This is a genomic window from Amycolatopsis sp. NPDC043889, from assembly GCF_056435645.1.
Map to the genome: position 1 here is coordinate 1 of NZ_JBWKEC010000014.1, position 18,906 is coordinate 18,906.

Annotated in this window: 14 protein-coding genes; 7 read left to right on the top strand and 7 right to left on the bottom strand. The window is 70.1% G+C overall.

From position 1 onward, the window contains the following. Window positions 1-119: 119 nt before the first annotated feature. The gene (locus AC0685_RS24215; RefSeq protein WP_478227619.1) at window positions 120-4,817 is read right to left on the bottom strand and encodes a HAMP domain-containing protein; all 4,698 of its coding nucleotides are present in this window, start codon (window positions 4,815-4,817) and stop codon (window positions 120-122) included. Between the two features lie 130 nt (window positions 4,818-4,947). On the opposite strand from AC0685_RS24215, the gene AC0685_RS24220 reads away from it, so the two are divergent. Further along, a complete protein-coding gene (locus AC0685_RS24220; protein WP_478227620.1) occupies window positions 4,948-6,525 on the top strand; it encodes a SpoIIE family protein phosphatase in 1,578 nt (525 codons plus the stop codon). Here AC0685_RS24220 and AC0685_RS24225 read toward each other — a convergent pair. Beyond that, on the bottom strand, window positions 6,508-7,515 hold the full coding sequence (locus tag AC0685_RS24225) for a DNA topoisomerase IB (RefSeq protein ID WP_478227621.1): 1,008 nt from the start codon (window positions 7,513-7,515) through the stop codon (window positions 6,508-6,510). The two genes, AC0685_RS24220 and AC0685_RS24225, sit on opposite strands and share 18 nt — an antisense overlap. 98 nt (window positions 7,516-7,613) lie before the next feature. On the opposite strand from AC0685_RS24225, the gene AC0685_RS24230 reads away from it, so the two are divergent. Next, complete coding sequence (locus AC0685_RS24230; protein WP_340687645.1) at window positions 7,614-8,156, top strand: type 1 glutamine amidotransferase domain-containing protein; 543 nt, start codon at window positions 7,614-7,616, stop codon at window positions 8,154-8,156. A 59-nt stretch (window positions 8,157-8,215) separates the two neighbouring features. Beyond that, the gene (locus AC0685_RS24235; RefSeq protein ID WP_478227622.1) at window positions 8,216-8,392 is read left to right on the top strand and encodes a hypothetical protein; all 177 of its coding nucleotides are present in this window, start codon (window positions 8,216-8,218) and stop codon (window positions 8,390-8,392) included. Here the strand turns inward: AC0685_RS24235 and AC0685_RS24240 are convergent. Next, window positions 8,385-8,771 carry a hypothetical protein gene (locus AC0685_RS24240; RefSeq protein WP_478227623.1) on the bottom strand — a complete coding sequence of 129 codons (387 nt, stop codon included), beginning with the start codon at window positions 8,769-8,771 and terminating at the stop codon, window positions 8,385-8,387. The two genes, AC0685_RS24235 and AC0685_RS24240, sit on opposite strands and share 8 nt — an antisense overlap. A 50-nt stretch (window positions 8,772-8,821) precedes the next feature. After that, window positions 8,822-10,138 carry a protein kinase domain-containing protein gene (locus AC0685_RS24245; protein ID WP_478227624.1) on the bottom strand — a complete coding sequence of 439 codons (1,317 nt, stop codon included), beginning with the start codon at window positions 10,136-10,138 and terminating at the stop codon, window positions 8,822-8,824. 144 nt (window positions 10,139-10,282) lie between these two features. Here AC0685_RS24245 and AC0685_RS24250 point away from each other — a divergent pair, with 144 nt between their 5' ends. Further along, entirely contained in the window at window positions 10,283-11,380 is a 1,098-nt protein-coding gene (locus tag AC0685_RS24250) for a sialidase family protein (RefSeq protein WP_478227625.1), read from the top strand. 140 nt (window positions 11,381-11,520) lie between these two features. After that, window positions 11,521-12,351: an SAM-dependent methyltransferase gene (locus AC0685_RS24255; RefSeq protein ID WP_478227626.1), complete on the top strand. Its 831-nt coding sequence runs from the start codon at window positions 11,521-11,523 to the stop codon at window positions 12,349-12,351. 236 nt (window positions 12,352-12,587) lie between these two features. On the opposite strand, the gene AC0685_RS24260 is transcribed toward AC0685_RS24255, so the two are convergent. The 3 genes from AC0685_RS24260 to AC0685_RS24270 all read right to left on the bottom strand — a co-directional run bounded on the left by AC0685_RS24260 (window position 12,588) and on the right by AC0685_RS24270 (window position 16,685). Continuing rightward, window positions 12,588-14,471, bottom strand: a complete 1,884-nt coding sequence (locus tag AC0685_RS24260; RefSeq protein WP_478227627.1) for a M48 family metalloprotease — start codon at window positions 14,469-14,471, stop codon at window positions 12,588-12,590. A gap of 170 nt (window positions 14,472-14,641) precedes the next feature. Continuing rightward, window positions 14,642-15,475 (bottom strand): aldo/keto reductase, encoded by an 834-nt coding sequence (locus AC0685_RS24265; protein WP_478227628.1) that lies wholly within the window; start codon window positions 15,473-15,475, stop codon window positions 14,642-14,644. Window positions 15,476-15,503: 28 nt separating this feature from the next. Further along, on the bottom strand, window positions 15,504-16,685 hold the full coding sequence (locus AC0685_RS24270; protein ID WP_478227629.1) for an MFS transporter: 1,182 nt from the start codon (window positions 16,683-16,685) through the stop codon (window positions 15,504-15,506). 143 nt (window positions 16,686-16,828) lie between these two features. On the opposite strand from AC0685_RS24270, the gene AC0685_RS24275 reads away from it, so the two are divergent. Both AC0685_RS24275 and AC0685_RS24280 read left to right on the top strand, forming a co-directional pair. Then, window positions 16,829-17,281: a MarR family winged helix-turn-helix transcriptional regulator gene (locus tag AC0685_RS24275; protein ID WP_478227630.1), complete on the top strand. Its 453-nt coding sequence runs from the start codon at window positions 16,829-16,831 to the stop codon at window positions 17,279-17,281. Between the two features lie 135 nt (window positions 17,282-17,416). After that, window positions 17,417-18,874 (top strand): amidohydrolase, encoded by a 1,458-nt coding sequence (locus tag AC0685_RS24280; protein WP_478227631.1) that lies wholly within the window; start codon window positions 17,417-17,419, stop codon window positions 18,872-18,874. Window positions 18,875-18,906 lie beyond the last annotated feature (32 nt).

Genomic DNA, 18,906 nt, shown 5'->3' on the forward strand with positions numbered 1-18,906 from the left:
CCCTAAGCCCCCGGCCTGGGGGGTTTTTTGGGGGGGGGGGGGGGGGGGTGGGGGGGGGGGGGGGGGGGTTTTTGGGGGGAAAACCAAAAACCCCACCCACGACCACCTGGACCGAAGTCTCAGTCCGCGCCGACTTCCGATTCGTCACCGGCGCCCGTCACGGCCTGCGAGAGGCCGCTGGAGGCGGCATCCGCCTCGAGGTGCGCGGCGATCAGGTCCAGCAGCTTGTCCGTGTCGACCGGCTTGGTCACGTAGTCGTCCGCGCCCGAAGCGAGCGTCCGCGCCTTGTCCTCCGCGGTCGCCTTCGCCGTGACGGCGATCACGGGCAGGTCTTCGTGTGCGGCCTCGGCGCGGATCGCGGTGATCGTGGCGTTGCCGTCCAGTTCGGGCATCATCACGTCCATCAGGACGAGCGCGGTGTCCTCGTGCCGTTCCAGCGCCCGGATGCCCGCGACGCCGGTCTCGGCGTAGATGACCTCCAGGCCGTTGCGCTCCAGCACGGCGGCCAGCGCGAAGACGTTGCGCAGGTCGTCGTCGACGATCAGGATCTTCTCGCCGTGGAACCGCTGTGACGGCGCGGAGGGGGCCACCTGCGGCACGGCCATGATCAGCGGGACACCGTCGGCCGCGGCGGTGGTCGGGACCACCAGGTTCGCCGCGCTCACCGGCAGGTACAGGGTGAACGTGCTGCCCTTGCCGGGTTCGCTGCGGACGCGCAGTTCGCCGCCGAGCAGTTCCGTCAGCTGCTGGCTGATCGACAGCCCCAGCCCGGTGCCGCCGTATTTGCGGCTGGTGGTGCCGTCGGCCTGGCGGAACGCGTCGAAGATGATCGCGAGCTTGTCCGGCGCGATGCCGATCCCGGTGTCCTCGACGGCGAACGCGAGGACGCCGGGAGCGTTGCGGAGCGAGTCGGCTTCGACCTCGCCCGGATCGGCCATCCGGATGTGCAGGCGCACCCCGCCCTCGTCGGTGAACTTCGCCGCGTTGGACAGCAGGTTCCGCAGTACCTGCTGCAAACGGTGTTCGTCGGTGTGGATCGACGACGGCACAGGCGGGTCGATCAGGACGGCGAACTCCAGGCCCTTGTCCGAAGTGAGCGGACGGCAGATCGATTCGACGTACTCGACCAGTTCGGGCAGCGTGACGTCGGACATCTGCAGGTCCAGGTGACCGGCCTCGACCTTGGCCATGTCGAGGATGTCGTTGATCAGCTGCTGCAGGTCGCTGCCCGCCGAGTAGATCGTCCGGGCGAACTGGACCTGCTTCTCCGACAGGTTCCCGTCCGGGTTCTCCGAAAGGAGTTTCGCGAGGATCAGCGCGCTGTTGAGCGGGGTCCGCAGTTCGTGCGACATGTTCGCCATGAACTCGGACTTGTACTGCGACGCCATGGTCAGCTGCCCGGCACGCTCTTCGAGTTCCTGCCGCGCCTGTTCGATCTCGCTGTTCTTGACCTCGATGTCGCGGTTCTGCTGCGCCAGCAGCGCCGCCTTCTCCGCCAGATCCGTGTTGGACCGCCGCAGTTCCCGTTGCTGCGCCTGCAACTGCTCGGACCGCGCGCGCAGTTCCTGCGCCAGGCGCTGGGATTCGGTCAGCAGCGCCTCGGTGCGCGAGTTCGACTGGATGGTGCTGACGTTGACCGCGATGGTCTCCTTCAGCTGCTCCAGCAGGTCGATGTGGACGGTGCTGAAGGCGTTGATGGTCGCCAGTTCCAGCACCCCGAGCACCTCGCCCTGGAACAGCACCGGCAGCACGATCACGTTGACCGGCGCGGCCGAACCCAGCCCGGAGGAGATGAGCGCGTACTCCGGCGGGGCTTCGTGGACCAGTATCGTGCGGCGGTCGACGGCGGCCTGTCCGATGAGCGACTCGCCGGGGGAGAACCGCAGGCCCGTCTGGGATTTCGCCAGCCCGTAGGTCGCGATGCTCTCCAGGACCACCTCTTCCTGCTCGTCTTCGCGGGCGAGGAAGAACGCGCCCTGCTGCGCCGACACGAGCGGGGTCAGCTCGGACAGGATCAACGACGCCACCGACGCGAGGTCCCGGTGGCCCTGCATGAGCGCGGACAGCCTGGCCAAGTTGGTCTTGAGCCAGTCCTGCTCGCGGTTCGCGCGGGTGGTCTCCTTCAGGTTCGCGATCATCTGGTTGATGTTGTCCTTGAGCTCGGCCACCTCCCCGGACGCGTCGACGGTGATGTGCCGGGTCAGATCGCCGGCGGTCACCGCGGTGGCCACCTGCGCGATCGCCCGCACCTGCGTGGTCAGGTTCCCGGCCAGCTGGTTTACGCTTTCGGTCAGCCGCGACCACGTGCCCGCGACACCGGGCACCTCCGCCTGACCGCCGAGCGTGCCGTCCGTGCCGACCTCGCGGGCGACGCGGGTGACTTCAGAGGCGAAGGCCGAGAGCTGGTCGACCATTGTGTTGATGGTGGTCTTGAGTTCGAGGATCTCGCCGCGCGCGTCGATGTCGATCTTCTTCGACAGATCGCCCTGCGCCACCGCGGTGGTCACCGTCGCGATGCTGCGGACCTGGCCGGTCAGGTTGTCGGCCATGACGTTCACGTTGTCCGTCAACGCCTTCCACGTGCCCGCCACGTTCGGCACGCGGGCCTGGCCGCCGAGGATGCCTTCCGTACCCACCTCGCGGGCGACGCGGGTGACCTCGTCGGCGAAGGCGCGCAGCGTCTCGACCATGCTGTTGATCGTCTCGGCGAGGACCGCGACCTCGCCCTGCGCGTCGATCGAGATCTTCTTCGACAGGTCGCCGTTCGCCACCGCCGTCGTCACCGTCGCGATGCTCCGCACCTGGTCGGTGAGGTTGGTGGCCATGACGTTGACGTTGTCGGTGAGGTCCTTCCATGTCCCGGCGACACCGCGCACCTGGGCCTGGCCGCCGAGCTTGCCCTCGGTGCCGACCTCGCGGGACACCCGGGTGACTTCGTCGGCGAACGCCGACAGCTGGTCGACCATGATGTTGACGGTGTTCTTGAGCTCCAGGATCTCGCCGCGCGCGTCGACGATGATCTTCTGCGTCAGGTCGCCCTTCGCGACGGCGGTGGTGACCTGGGCGATGTTCCGGACCTGGTCGGTCAGGTTCTTCGCCATGAAGTTGACGTTGTCGGTGAGGTCCTTCCACGTCCCGGCCACGCCGGGCACCTGAGCCTGACCGCCGAGCCGCCCGTCGCTGCCGACCTCGCGGGCGACCCGGGTGACCTCGTCCGCGAACGCCGACAGCTGATCCACCATGGTGTTCAGCGTGTTCTTGAGTTCGAGGATCTCGCCCTTGGCGTCGACGGCGATCTTCTGCGACAGGTCGCCCTTCGCCACCGCCGTCGCCACCTGGGCGATGTTCCGGACCTGCGCGGTGAGGTTGTTCGCCATGAAGTTGACCGACCCGGTGAGGTCGCGCCAGGTCCCGGCGACCCCGGGCACCTGCGCCTGGCCGCCGAGCTGACCTTCCGTGCCGACCTCGCGGGCGACCCGGGTGACCTCGTCGGCGAACGCCGAGAGCTGGTCGACCATCGTGTTGACGGTCGTCTTCAGTTCGAGGATCTCGCCGCGCGCGTCGACCGTGATCTTCTGCGTCAGGTCGCCCTTCGCCACCGCCGTGGTGACCTGGGCGATGTTGCGGACCTGGTCGGTCAGGTTGTCCGCCATCTGGTTCACCGAGTCGGTGAGCCCGCGCCAGGTGCCCGCCACGCCCGGCACGGTCGCCTGTCCGCCGAGACGGCCTTCGCTGCCGACCTCGCGCGCCACCCGCGTGACCTCGTCCGCGAACGAGGACAGCTGGTCGACCATGGTGTTCAGCGTGTTCTTGAGTTCGAGGATCTCGCCCTTGGCGTCGACGTTGATCTTCTGCGAGAGGTCGCCCTGCGCGACCGCGGTGGCCACCTGGGCGATGTTGCGGACCTGGTCGGTCAGGTTGTCCGCCATCAGGTTCACCGAGTCGGTGAGGTCGCGCCACGTGCCCGCGGCGCCGGGGACCTGCGCCTGACCGCCGAGACGGCCTTCGCTGCCGACCTCGCGGGACACGCGGGTCACTTCGTCGGCGAACGCCGAGAGCTGGTCGACCATGATGTTGACGGTGTTCTTGAGCTCCAGGATCTCGCCGCGCGCGTCGACGTTGATCTTCTGGGTCAGGTCGCCGCGCGCCACCGCGGTGGTCACCTGGGCGATGTTGCGCACCTGGTCGGTCAGATTGCTGGCCATGACGTTGACGTTGTCGGTGAGATCACGCCAGGTGCCCGCCACGCCAGGGACCTCGGCCTGCCCGCCGAGCCGTCCTTCGGTGGCGATCTCGCGGGCCACTCTGGTGACCTCGGTCGCGAACCGCGAAAGCTGCTTGATCAGGCCGTTGACCGTCTTCGCGACTTCGGCGAACTGACCCTGCAGCGGCCGCCCGCCGACTTCCAGCGGCATCGGTTCGGACAGATCGCCCTCGGCGACCGCCCCGAGCACGCGGTTGAGCTCGGCCGTGGGCCTGCTCACGTCCTCGATCAGCCCGTTGACGACATCCACCGCGGTGGCCCAGCCGCCGGGGCCGATCTCGGCCGCCACCCGCTCGGTCAGCCTGCCTTCCTTGCCGACCGCCTCGCGGACGCGCAGGAGTTCGGTCACCAGTCGCTGGTTCCGTTCGGCGATGTCGTTGAAGGCGCCCGCGAGCTGGGCCGCGAGTCCGTCCCCGTGCGCCACGAGCCGCCGCCGGAAGTTGCCGTCCCCGAGGTCACGAGCCGCCGCGAGCAGGCGTTCCAGGGTCGCTTCGTCCACCTGGCCGCCACCACCTTCCACGGGGATCCGGTCCCTTTGGGAGTGCTGTGTCATCTGTGTCGACCCTCTCCACCACGCATGCCAAGCCATGGTCGTCGCATCAGCGTGCCATGATTCGACCTACACTTCGAGCCAGTCCGCCCGCTCACACTGCGCTACCCGCAAGGCAGGAGGAGGTCCGGGAATGGTGTCACGGCCCGCCCCGGCCTCGACGTCGCTCCCCTCGGAGTCGTCGCCCCCGACGAGTGAGGGAGCCCTGCCCGAATCCGGGCGGTTCTGGCGCGAGCTGCTCGAAGACGTCCGTGACGCGGTGCTCGTGCAGGACGTCGGCGGCGCGCTGCGCTGGTCGAATCCCGCCGCCCGTGAGCTGTTCGGCGGCGGCCGCCCGGTGCTCACCGCCGAAGGCCCCGACGTCGGGCATGTCGAGCACACCGGCCGCCGGTTCCCCGCGCGGATCCGGACGTTGCCCGGCGGCTGGCACGCGTGGACGGTGACCTCCGCGGTCGCGGCCGACGGCCCGCGCGTGGACGGTTTCCTCGCCGCCTCGGCGCCCAGGCTCGCCTCCGCGCGGGGCAGGCACGGGACGGCGAAGGTGATCGCCGAGGTCGCCGCGGCCGAACTCGCCGACTGTGTCTTCGTGCTGCTGCCGACCACTCGCGGCCGGTGGGAGTGGTGGAGCTGCGATCACCGCACCACCCACGGGCACGGCCGGATCAGGCGCGTTCCCGCCCAGCTGGCGCCGGTGCTCGCCGGCACCTTCGCCTCCACGGACGAACTCGAAGCCAAGGCGGTCCCGGAGGAGGAGATCGCGACCCTGCCGGCGATCGTCGCGGAACGGCTCGCCGTCCATTCGTCGGTGACCGTGGTCTCACTGGGATTCGATGGCGGATCCGGGGTCACCGGCGCGGTGGTGCTCGGCAGGCGCGGCGCGCCCGCGTTCGGCGAGGACCACCCGCGAGCGGTGACCGAGTTCGCCCGCGCCGCCGGGACGGCGCTGGCGAACGCGCACCGCTACGCCCGCCAGGAGGAGGCCACTCGCGGTCTGGAGACCACGCTGCGCCCGACGCCGCCCCCGGACGTCCACGGCGCCAAGTTCGACGTCTGGTACGAGCCCTCGGGCGGCCTGCTCGACGTCGGCGGCGATTTCTACGACGTCCTGCCGCGGGAAGGCGGCGGCGCGATGTTCGTCCTCGGCGACGTCTGCGGCAAGGGTGCCGAGGCGGCCGCGCTCACCGGCCGGGTCCGGCAGACCCTCGCCGCGCTCGACCTCGTCGAGCACGACAACACGACGTTGCTGAGCCTGCTGAACTCCCTGCTCATCACCGGCGGCAGCGGCCGGTTCGCCACGCTGGTGCTCGGTTCGGTGCTGGCGGGCGAAGACGGTCTCGACGTCACCTTGGCCTCCGGCGGGCATCCCGCGCCGCTGGTGGTGCGCCGCCGCGGCGGGGTCGACGAGATCACCCTGCCCGGCACGCTGGTCGGGATCTCGCCGCAGGCCCGGTTCGCCGAGACGGCCATCCGGCTGGCCGAGGGCGACGTCTGCCTGCTCTACACCGACGGGATCACCGAAGCGCGGCACCACGAGCGGCCGCCGGACCTGTTCGGGGACGAACGGCTGCGTGAACTGCTGTCCGGGTGCCAGGGGCTGTCCGGCCGCGAGGTCGTCGCCCGGATCCGTTCCGCGGTGCGGGAATGGCTCGGCAGCGGGGCGCACGACGACATCGCCGTCCTCGCCATCGAAGCCTCACGACCCGTTCAGTAGCCGCACCACTGCCCGCTCCACGATGCCGCGGGCTTCGTCGGGACTGGCCGCCTTCGCGGCTCGCCGTACCGCGCGTTCGACGGTCCGATCCCGCCGGTACGCCTCGATCACCCGTGGGTCCACATAGGACCTCCGCGCCACGGCGGGCGTATTCCCGAGCCCTTCGGCGACTTCCGTCATCACGGCCTTCTCGACCCGCTTCAATCCTCGTTCGCTGGAGGGTTTTTCCGTGTCCGCGAAGACCGACGCGGCCAGGACGGTGGCGTTCCAGGTGCGCAGATCCTTGGCGGTGAAGCCGTCCCCGACGATTTCCCGGAGCCGGTCGTTGATGTCGTCGGCCTTCACCTCGTGCCAGCCGTCACCGTTGCGATAGGCGAGCAGGCGCACGTCGCCGCCCCGCACCCGCCGGAGGGAGCGGACCAGCCGTGCCAGTGCCTCGTCCCGCAGCCGGACCTTCCGCTGGATGCCGTGCTTCGCGGGGTAGTCGCACACCAGGCATTCGCCGCGGAGTTCGACGTGTTCGCACAGCAACGTCGCCACCCCGTGGGTGCCGTGCTCGTCGGCGTAGCTTTCGCCGCCGGTGCGGAAGACCCCGAGATCGATCATGCGCAGGGCGCCGGCGAGCACGCGTTCCCGTTTCAGGCCGCGCGAGTCGAGATCCTCCCGGACCACTTCGCGCAGCTTGGGCAGCTTTCGTGCCAGCGCGAGGACGCGCTCGTGTTTCTCCTCGTCCCGGGCCCGTCGCCATTCGGGGTGGTAGAGGTACTGCTTCCGCCCGGCATCGTCGATGCCGACCGCCTGGATGTGGGCGTTCTCGTGCGGGGAGATCCACACGCGCCGCCACGCGGGCGGGATCGCCAGCCGGTCGATCCGCTCGATCGTTTCCCTGTCCTTCAGCGGCTCGCCATCCGGGGTCAGGTAGCCGAAACCACGACCTCCGCGCCGCCTCCGGATACCGGGGGACCCCAGGTCCGCTCGCCGAAGTCGCATGGGAGCTGATACCCGCCGCGGCGGGAGTTCATACCCATGGTTCGGCGGTCGCGGTCCGGGGTAGTCCGAGAGCGACGACGACCTCAGGAGGGAACCCGATGGCGACATCGCTGAACGGACGCCGCGTGGCCATCCTCGCCGCGGACGGCGTGGAACAGGTCGAGCTGGTCGAGCCGCGCAAGGCGGTCACCGACGCCGGGGCGACGGCGGAAGTCGTCTCGCTGGAGCCCGGTGAGATCCAGGCCATGAACGGCGACATCGACAAGGCGGACAAGTTCACCGTGGATCGCGTCGTCAAGGACGTCACGGTCGACGACTTCGACGCGCTAGTGCTGCCGGGCGGCACGATGAATCCGGACAATCTGCGCGCGGACGAGAACGCGGTCCGCTTCGTGCGCGAGTTCGTGACCAGCGGCAAACCCGTCGGCGTGATCTGTCACGGGCCGTGGACGCTGGTCGAGGCCGACGTCGTCCGCGGCCGCACGCTCACGTCGTACCCCAGCGTGCGCACCGATATCCGCAACGCCGGCGGCACCGTCGTCGACCAGGAGGTCGTCATCGACGGCAACCTCACGTCGAGCCGCAATCCGGACGACCTGCCCGCGTTCTGCGCCGCGATCGTCACCGCGTTCGCCGGATAAACGAGTGGCGCACGTCACAGATCTGAGGGATCGTGGGTGGCGGAGAAGGAGGTGCCGCGATGACCGTGCATGCCAGACGCTACGGCCGTTGGTGCCGCGAGCATTTCGAGACCGAGCACGAGCCGGAACGCCCGCGGCCCGCGGAGACCACGGCCGCCCCGGAGGTCACCGACGCTCAGGTCGAGCAGGCCCAGGCGGGTGACGCCCCGGAGGGGAAGCCGGGCTCGCTCAACTGAGCGATCGCCGGTACCAGACCCGCTTCGGGCCGGGGAGGCCGATCCGCGAGACGAGGTCGGTCACCACGCCGCCGATGATCAGCCACAGCAACGCGGCGAGACCGTCGTTGAACAGGGTGCGCAGTTTGAGGCCTTCCGGGGTGAACAGGTTCCGCAGGCCGAGCGAGACAGCGCGCGACCACTGATCGATCAGCCGCGCGAACCCGTTCCCCGGGTTGGCTTCGCCGAACACCAGCAGGATGTGCACGATCAGCACCAGCGCGAAGATCCAGCACACCGCGTGGACGACGGCGTTGACGACACGCACGACGCGGATCCTGGCGGGTGTCTCTTCGACGATCTCTTCCTGCGGCTCTCGCGGGTCGTTGATGTAGGTCATCGCCGTCTCCCATCATCGTCCACAGTGGACACACTCTGCTGCGCGGTCGCTCAGCCGGGGGGCCCTGGCCTGCTGCTCTTCGTCGGAGGCCCAGGCCTGCCCTTGCTCGGCTTCGTCGACGTGCTGGGCCGGTCGCTCGAAGCGGTCGTGCCGTCCGGTGCCGTGGTGGCGCTGGTGCTTCCGGTGGTGCCGGTCGGCTTCGCGGAAGCCGGGACGGCTTCGGTGACCACGACCGTGCCGTTGCTCGCCTTCGGGCCGCGGGTGGGCACCTCGACGGCCTCCGAGGACTGCGGTCCCCGGCCTGCCGCCGGGCCGGACGATCCGGTCACCGCAGGGGGGACCATTCCGTTCGGCTGGGCAGGCGCGGGCACCCCGGTCTGGTTGAGCGCCAGCATGACGCCGAGGGTGATCGCGGCGGCGGGCGCGCTGACGGCGGCGACCACGGCCGCTCGCTTACGGGTCGCGGGCGCGAGCCGGACCACCTTCGTCCCGGTGGAATCCTCCAGCAGGATCCGTGAGATGGCCGCGGCCGTCGGCCGCTGCGACGGCTTCCGCGCGGTCATCCCGCGCAACAAGGTCGTCATGGTCGCCGACAGTCCGCCGGGGATTCGGGGCGGGCGGTGCAGCCGCCCGACCGCGGCCTCGACCGGCGTCCCGGTGTACTCCCGCTCCCCGGACAGGCATTCGAGCAGGACGAGGCCGAGCGAATAGATGTCGGCGGGCGGGCCGACGTTCTCGCCGCGGACCTGTTCGGGCGCCATGTACGCCGCCGTTCCGACGACGCCGCCGGTCTCGGTCACCCTGGTCGCGTCGAAGGCGTGAGCCACTCCGAAGTCGCCGATCAACGGACCGTCGTCGTCGATCAGGATGTTCGCCGGTTTCAGATCACGGTGGGTGATGCCGTGCGCGTGGACATGCGCGAGCGCGTCGGTCAGCCGGGCGGCCAGCTCGACGACCTCGTCCTGGGGGAGCGGGCCGGACCGCAGGCGCTGGGCGAGGTTCGGGCCTTCGACCAGGCGCATCGTGAGGTAGGTGTAGCCGTCGTCGGAGCCCGCGTCGTACAGCGGGACGAGCCCGGGGTGTCGGACCGCGCTGAGGGTCTGGATCTCCTGCTCCCGGCGGCGCTCGTCCCTGGCCATCGTGTCCGCGTGGAACAGTTTCAGCGCGACTTCGCGCCCTTCGCGCAGGTCCCAGGCGCGGAACACGCGCGCGGTCGCGCCGCGGCCGAGCAGCTCCCCGACCTCGTACCGGCCGGCGAGTTTGCGCGGCAAATGGTCCGGGTCGTGGACGTTCAGGCTGAACCGGCGCTGAGTGGTCCCGGGGTCTTCTTCCTCATCACCACCAGCACGCGCACCCGCGTCGTCCATCGGTGCTACCTCCGTCTCACCGGCCGAACGCCGTATACCCGGTCCGGCCCCGGGCGAAACAAGGTTTGCGAGCGTACCGGAGATGATCTGCGGGTTCACCCCGAACGGCGGGCAACCCGGGCGGGTGCCGGACGTCCCGTGGTCATGAAGCCGAACCGGTGGGCCGCGCTCGCCGCCACCGCACTGACCGCCCTGGCCGTCTTCACCCCGCCCGCCGCCGCCGATGCGCTGGTGCCCAAGGGTTTCGCTCCCGCCTCGACGAGCTGGACGGGGCCGCGGCACGGCTTCGTCCTCGGGTTCTCGCCGTGCGGCAAACCCGGATGGTGCGCGTCCCTGCTGTCGACCACCGACGGCGGGAAGCGGTGGCGCCGCGTCGGTGAACCGCCGATCTCCTTGCCGGACAACCACAATCAGGTCAAACTCACGGTGGTCGACGAGCGCGTCGCGTTCCTCTCCGACGGCACCAGGCTGCTCGCCAGCCACGACGGTGGCGTCAAATGGTCCGAGGTCCGCCTCGCCGGGGTCCGGGAACCCTTCTATATTTCGAAGATCGCCGAAGCGGGTCCGCGGGTGTTCGCGATGGTCACCGGATTCGGCACCCCGTCGACGACGACGCTGTACGCCGGGATCTCCGGCACGCGGCTGCTCCTGCCGGTCCCGGGATTCACCGTGACCGGTTCCTCGACCTACGGCGACATCGCCACCAGCGGCGGGATCCAGGTTTCGATGGGGGCGGACTACCGCGTCCAGAAGTACTGGACGTCGTCGGACGGCCTGTCCTTCGTGGCCGCGCCGGCGCCTTGCCCGGCGGACAGTACGGCTTCGCTGAGCGGAGTCCGGCGGGGACAGGTGCTGGCGCTGTGCAGCGGGGGACCGGGGACGCCGCAGCCGGGGGCGACCGTCCGGCGGCTGTGGCGCGCGCCGAAGCTCGGCGGGTACTTCACCGGGACGGGGCAGGCGCCCACCCTCGGGATCAACCAGAGCTTCAGCGCGGCTTCGCCCTCGGCGGCGACCGTCGCGGCGGAAGGCGGCGGCACCGGATTCCTGCACAGCACCGCCGACGGCGGATCGACCTGGACGACGACCGTGCTCAGCGGCCGCGGCGTCTGCCTCAACGATCTGGACTTCCCGGACGAGCGGGTCGGCGTGGTCGTGGACGGCCTTCCCGACGCCGAAGGTGGGTCCGCGGTGTACCGCACCACCGATGGCGGTGTCACGTGGCGTGAGCTCGTCTTCGGGTGATCGCCGCAGGTAGGCAAGGCCCTTGGGGAGGTTCACTTGGATGCACGCCATGTCGTAATCTGTGTACGGTCCGTCGATGTCGAGGGGAGCCGTGGGCGCGTTCACGTTGCCCGTGCGCGGCTGAAGGGTGGAACGTGTCCATGACTTCGGACGAGGTCCGGTCTGTGCCGAGGCGCCCGCTTCCCCTCGACTACAGCAAGCCCAACCTCGCCCGGATGAAGGACGTCCTTCTCGGCGGGCACGACCACTACGAGGTCGACAGGCGGGCGGTCGAGGACCTGCTCGCCATCGCCCCCGACGCCGCGGCGATGGCCAAGGAGTTCCGCTCTTGGGCGAACCGGGTGGTCCGCTTCCTCGCCGACGCCCGCGGTATCGACCAGTTCCTCGACCTGGGCTCCGGCCTGCCCACCTCGGAGAACACGCATCAGGCGGCGCAGCGGTACAACCCGGACGCGCTGGTCGTGTACGTCGACCACGACCCGGTCGTCCAGGCGCACGGGCTGGCGCTGCTGGAGGACCTCCTCGTACACGTGAGCGGCGCGGATCCGGCCGATCCGGAGCAGACCCTCGCCGATCCGGTGGTCGCCCAGCACCTCGAGTTCGACCGCCCGATCGCGGTGATCCTGAACTCGGTGCTGCACCACATCGAAGACCTCGGCGAGGCGCGGGCCGTCGTCCGCGCCTACGTCGACGCGATCGCGCCGGGCTCCTACGTGCTGATCACCCACGACTTCACTCCGGGCGAGGGCGCACGCGGCGCGCTCGCCCGGAAGCTCGACGACCTCATGGCGAGCACCGGGCACCGCACCGTGCACCGCGGCCGCGACGAGATCGAGTCACTGTTCGACGGGCTGGAGTTCCTCGAGCCGGGCGTCGTCCACCTGCACGAATGGTGGCCGGAGGGCCCGCGGCTCGCCCCGCTGACCGAGCTGAACCACCTGAGCCTCGGCGGTGTGGGGATCAAGCCTTAGGCGATTCGGGGCGGCCGGGCCGTCAGGTAACTCATGCGGCGGCCCTGCGCGCCGACTTCGGGTGGTAATGAGGCCTTCGCGGCATGGTCGATGGGAGTCGGCAGTGCCTTGTGTCCATAAAGGACGTTTCCGGGGCATCTGATGTCCGTTTGGTGTCTGTATGTGCTGTTCTGCGTGCGGTCGTGAGTGGCGATTCGTGTTCTAACCCGAATCGCCACTCACGACGTCGCGGAGCGTCAAGCCCTCAGCGAGCCGAAGAACGCCGTCAGTTCGTCGTGGGCGGTCCCGAAGTCCTCGGTGTTGCCGGTGAAGGCCAGTTCCAGCGTCTCGCCGTCGGACAACTCCAGCGTCAGGTACGCGGTGAGCTTCCGGCGGGGGAAACCGCCCGCGACGATGTCCGGGAACGGGATCCGCCGGGCGCCCGGTTCGGCGCGCAGATCGTCGAGGCCGCGCTCGCGCAGCTTCCGGATCCGCTTGCGGTCCGACACGCCGCGCGCCCCGATCAGGCCGGCGAGGCCGCGGCGGATCAGCACCGAACGCGCCATCGGCAGCAGCACCACTTCGGTGTCGCAGACGATCAGGTCGTAGAGCTTCCGCTTGGCCTTGAGCGCGGTGAACATCCCGAGCATCCGTGCTTCGGCGGGATCCGGCTCGGGCTGGGGTTCCTGCTTGCAGAAGTACCCGGCAGGCACGCTCAGCAGTTGCAGGTTGTGGACCAGTTCGTCGACCGCGCGCGGGCTCCGCACCGCCGGGCCGACCAGTTCGGCGACGTCGAACGGCTCGCCGTCGCCGAGGCACAGTTCCCAGCCGCCGCCCCAGTTCAGGCGGTGCGCGGCGACGCCGTTGTCGATCATCGCGGCGGTGACGGTGTCGGCGAACAGTTCGGTGAGCAGTTCGAGGCCCTCCTCGCGGGACGGTGCCCGCAGGGGTTTGGCGAGCGCGTCGGCGTCTCCGTCGCGCAGCACCCGCACGACCTCGCCGATCGTGCCGCGCGGCGCCAGCCTGCTCTCGATCCCGGCCGAGGTCAGCATTCGCGCGCCCTCCGCCACCGACGCGCGGCCCGCGCGTTTGACGACCTCGTCCCAGTCCGCGCGCGGTCCGACGGCGCGGACCAGCACCTCCAGCTCCGCCTCGGGCACGTCGATCTTCGGCGCGCCCAGGAGCGACCAGCCCGGCCGCGCGTCCGGCTTCACCGGGTTGTCCGGCACGCCCGCCAGCGCGGCGATCCGTCGCTTCGTGGGCGGATGGCTGTCGTACTTCGACAGCTCTTCGCCGTCGATGATGTCGTCGGCGTACTCGGTCACCCAGTCCCGCTGGACGGGGTGGTTGAGGTACGACCGGAACCCCAGCAACACGGCGGGAGTACGCCGTGCCGTCGCGCCGAGCGAGAGATAGCGCTCGGAGTAGTCCTTCCACAGCGGGCTCAGCGTCGCGACCTTCCGCAGCGCCGCGGCCGCCGTCCGGCTGCCCGCCGCGAGCACGGACGCCTCGTCGGCCTGCAGTTCCTGCCGCCGGTTCGCCGACCGCGCGACCAGGAGGTACAGCTTCGAGTAGGCGGAGAGCAGGGCCCTGGCGGGACCACCGTCCAGCCTGTCGACGGTGAAGGCGAGCGTCTGGGTGCCGCGGTAGGTCAGCGCGAGCAGGCGGGTGTGGCCGCCGCTGTAGTGGCCGAGTTCGTGCGCGAGCACCGCGCGCAGTTCGCTCACGCTCAGTGCGGCCAGCAGCGGCAGCCCGATCAGCATCGTGCGGCGGCCCGGCCGCAGACCGAGGAACCGGGCGTCCTCGCTGACCGCGGCGTTGATCTCGCCGATCAGCACGATCTCGTCCGGCGGACGCGTCTTCACCTGGGCGGCGAGGTCGTCGATCATCTCCCACAGCGCGGGATGCGCGTCGCGGTCCAGCCGCGGCCCCTCGATCGGTGGACGCCGCGCCCGCAGCGCGCTCAGCAGCCCGAAGCCGAGCGCGATCATGATCGCGAGCCCGCCGAGCATGACATAAGTGCCGATCTTGCCCTGGATCCGCAGGCCCGCCAGCACACTGGCGACACCCACCGCGACGACCACCACTGGGAACGCCACGAGCAGAAGTGTCGCGAGGACGGCGCGTCCTCGGGCCTGCATCGTCCGGTTACCTCTTTTCGCACAAGTGCCGTCTGTGCGGCCGAATAGTAACCGGCTACACAGCGGGCTCGTGCGAAAACAAAGCGCTACGCCCGCTACCTGGGAAAGCCCGGAGCCTCGTGAGTGGTAAGGACGGTTCTAACCGTCCTTACCACTCACGAGCCTTATGGCTAGGCGACGTTGAAGGTGTCGGGATCCGGCCCGGTCCGCTCACCGCGGTCCAGCACGGACAGCGAAGCGATGTCCTCCTCCGACAGCGTGAACCCGAAGACGTCGAGGTTCTCCTTGATCCGCGACGGTGTCACGGACTTCGGGATGACGACGTTGCCGAGCTGAAGGTGCCACCGCAGGACGATCTGCGCCGGCGTGCGGCCGTGCTTCGAGGCCAGCGCGGTGATCGCGCCCTCGCCGAGCAGGTCGCCGCCCTTGGCCAGCGGGCTCCACGCCTCGGTCGCGATGCCGTGCTTCGCGTCGAATTCGCGCACCGCGGCCTGCTGCAGGTACGGGTGCACCTCGACCTGGTTGACCGCCGGGGTCACCGAGCCGGCGTCGAGAAGCCGTTCGAGGTGCGCGGGCTGGAAGTTGGACACGCCGATCGCGCGCACCCGGCCGTCGGCGTAGAGCTTCTCGAAGGCCTTCCACGTGTCGCGGTAGAGATCGCGCTCCGGTGTCGGCCAGTGGATGAGGTAGAGGTCCAGCTGCTCGAGGCCCAGCTTGGCCATGCTGGCGTCGAACGCCTTCAGCGTGGCGTCGTAGCCCTGTTCGCTGTTCCACAGTTTGGTGGTGATGAACAGCTCGTCGCGGGCGATCCCGGACTCGGCGAGCGCCTTGCCGACGCCCGCTTCGTTGCCGTAGATGGCGGCGGTGTCGATGCTGCGGTAGCCCGCGTCCAGCGCGGCCTTGACCGCGGCGGTGGTCTCCTCGTCCGGCACCTGGAAGACGCCGAACCCGAGCTGCGGCATCTCCACCCCGTTGTTGAGCTCGACGGTGGGAATGTCGGTCACTTGCGTTCCTTTCGTGGGTGTTTCCGGTTCAGGCGGCGGGGGCCAGTTCGGCGCGACGAGCCTTTCGCCGCCCGTGGTCGAGCATGCCCGAGAAGACCGCGACCAGCAGTCCGGCGAGCGCGAGCGCGGCGCCGATCCAGTTGGGCGCGGTGTAGCCGAGTCCGGCGTCGATGGCCTTGCCGCCGAGCCACGCGCCTCCGGCGTTGCCGAGGTTGAACGCGGCGATGTTGGCCGCCGAAGCCAGCGCGGGCGCGCCTTCGGCCTTGTTCATGACGCGTGCCTGCAGCGGCGCGACGGTCGCGAAACCGGCGGCGCCGAAGACCGCGATGGTGATCGCGGCGGGGAGCTGGGAGTGCGCGGTGAAGACGAACACGACCAGTACGGCCGCGAGCACGGCGAGGATGACATACAGGCTGGGCATCAGCGACCGGTCGGCCGCCTTGCCGCCGAGCAGGTTGCCGACGAACAGGCCACCGCCGAACAGCACCAGCAGCCAGGTCACCGCGCCGGGGGAGAAGCCGGCGACCTCGGTCATCATCGGGGCGATGTAGGTGAAGGACGCGAACACCCCGGCGAAGCCGAGCGCGGTCATCGCCAGCGCGAGCCACACCTGCGGACGCCGGAACACGGCCAGTTCGCTGCGCAGTCCGGCGCTCTTCGTCGTCGCCTGCACGGGGACCAGCGCGAGGATCCCGATCAGGCCGATCACGCCGAGCGCGCTGACCGCCCAGAACGTCGAACGCCAGCCCAGTGCCTGGCCGAGCGCGGTCCCGGCGGGAACGCCGAGGACATTGGCGACGGTCAGCCCGGTGAACATCATCGCGATGGCGCCGGCCTGCTTGTTCGGCGCGACCAGTGAGGCGGCGACGACGGCGCCGACACCGAAGAACGCGCCGTGCGAGAGCGCGGCGACCACGCGGCCGGTCATCAGCAGGCCGTAGGTGGGGGCCAGCGCGGAAACGACGTTGCCGGCGATGAACAGGACCATCAGGCCGACCAGCACCGTCTTACGCGGCACCCGCGACGCGAGCGCGGTCAGCAGCGGGGCGCCGACCACGACGCCCAGCGCGTATCCGGAGATCAGCAGCCCGGCGGAGGGGATGGACACGCCGAAGTCGCCCGCGACCTCGGGCAGCAGGCCCATGATCACGAACTCGGTGGTGCCGATACCGAAGGCACTGATCGCCAGTGCGAGCAGAGCGGCAGGCATTGGAGGCTCACTTCTTCCCGTAGAGTGGTGTTGTCTGGCGTTGGCAACTACGGGCGTCTGAAATAGTTGCACGCGCCGTATATTGCACACGCTTGATGATGCATGACGCAACGAAGCTCGGGCAACCGGGGAAGAGGTGAACCGTGTCACTGGCCGACGACGCCGTGGAGGCACGCGCGCAGGGCTGGCGGACTCTGGCCGCACTGCACGCGCGGATCGAGGACGCGCTGGAGCGCGCGCTGGCGCAGCAGCACTCGCTGTCCGTCAGCGAGTACACCGTGCTGGACGTGCTCGCCCGTCAGGACGGTTTCCACCTGCGGATGAACCAGCTGTCGAACGCCGTCGTGCTCAGCCAGTCGGCGACGACCCGGCTGGTGTCGCGGCTGGAGGACCGGGGGCTGCTGCAGCGGTACCTGTGCCCGGACGACCGGCGGGGGATCTACACGGAGGTCACTCCGGCGGGGCAGGAGCTGCTCGCGGCCGCACGGCCGACGCACGACACCGTCCTCACCGAGGCGCTCGCCGCCGCCGAAGAACTCCCCGAACTCGCGCCTTTGGTCGCCGCGCTCGGAAAGCTCACCTTCGCCCGCTCCTGATCCCGCGCATTTCGTCCTCTGAATGCGGTAGTTGGCATCGCGAACCACCGCGTTCAGAGGACGAAACGCGGTCGGGGGCGTGCGCAAGGAGCGCATCCAGAGGACTAAACGCGGGCGGGCTGGCAAGGTGAGGGCGTGGACGATCTTCTCTTGCGCCGGGTCCGGGTCGGCTTGGCGGGTTCCCTGTCGGACGTGCGGATCGAGGGCGGCCGGATCGCGGCCATCGCGGGCCCGGGGCAGGCGGGTGAGGCGTCGGAGATCCTGGACGGGCACGGCGGCACCCTGCTGCCCGGTCTGGTCGACGCGCATGTGCACACCGCCCAGTGGTCGGCCGCGCGCCGCCGGATCCCGCTGGGGGAGGCGACCTCCGCGGCGCACGCGGTCGATCTCGTGCTCGCCCATCTGCTGGCGCATCCCGCGCCGCCCGGCGAGCTCGTGCTCGGTGCCGGGTTCCGCGACGGTCTCTGGCCCGACGCCCCGCACAAGGATCTGCTGCGGAAGGCCTTGCCAGGGCATCCGGTCGCGCTGTTCAGCGCCGACCTCCACACGTTGTGGCTCAGCCCGGCCGCGCTGAAGCTCATCGGCCGCGAGCATCCGACCGGGGTGCTGCTGGAGAACGATTGCATGAGCGCGACGGCCGAACTCCCGATCGCTCCCGAGGACGTCATCGACGGCTGGGTGGCCGACGCCCTCGACGCGGCGGCCGCCCGCGGTGTCACCAGGATCGTCGACTACGAATACGCCGACACGGTCACCGACTGGCGGCGACGGCTGGCACGGAAACCCCTGCCGGTCCGGGTTTCCTGCGTGATCGCGAAGTACCTGCTCGACACCGCCATCGAACGCGGCCACCGGTCCGGGGACGTCCTGGAGGACAGCGGCGGGCTGCTCACGGTCGGCCCGTTCAAGCTGTTCGTCGACGGTTCGCTGAACACGCGCACCGCGTACTGCGTGGGTCACTACGCCGAAACCGAGTCCCACGGACTGCTCGAACTGCCGCCCGAGGAGCTGGAATCGTTGATGCGCAAGGCATCCGAGCACGGCCTTTCGCCCGCGGTGCACGCGATCGGCGACCACGCCAACAAGATCGCGCTCGACGCCTTCGCGAAGGTCGGCCGCGCGGGCCGTATCGAGCACGCGCAACTGCTGCGCGCCGAGGACGTCGCGCGTTTCGCCGAGCTGGGAGTCGTGGCGAGTGTGCAGCCCGCCCATCAGCCGGACGACCGCGACGTCGCCGACCGGCACTGGCGCGGCTGGACCGATCGGGCCTTCCCGTACGGCGCGTTGCATCGCTCCGGGGTGACGCTGGAGTTCGGCTCGGACGCGCCGGTCGCGCCGCTGGACCCTTGGGACGCGATCGCGTCGGCGGTCAGCCGCACCGACGACGAGCGTCCGCCGTGGCATCCCGAGCAGGCCATGCCGCTGGAGGCCGCGCTCGCGGCGTCGTCAGGTGGCCGGACCGGGTTGGCCGTCGGGGACGTGGCGGATCTGGTCGTCACCGCGGTGGATCCGGCACGGCTGTCGCCGGCGGGCCTGCGCGACATCCCGATCACCGCCACGGTCATGGACGGCCATGTCACCTACGCCTCCTGAGTCTTTCCTTGCCCGGGCGCAACGTCTTAATG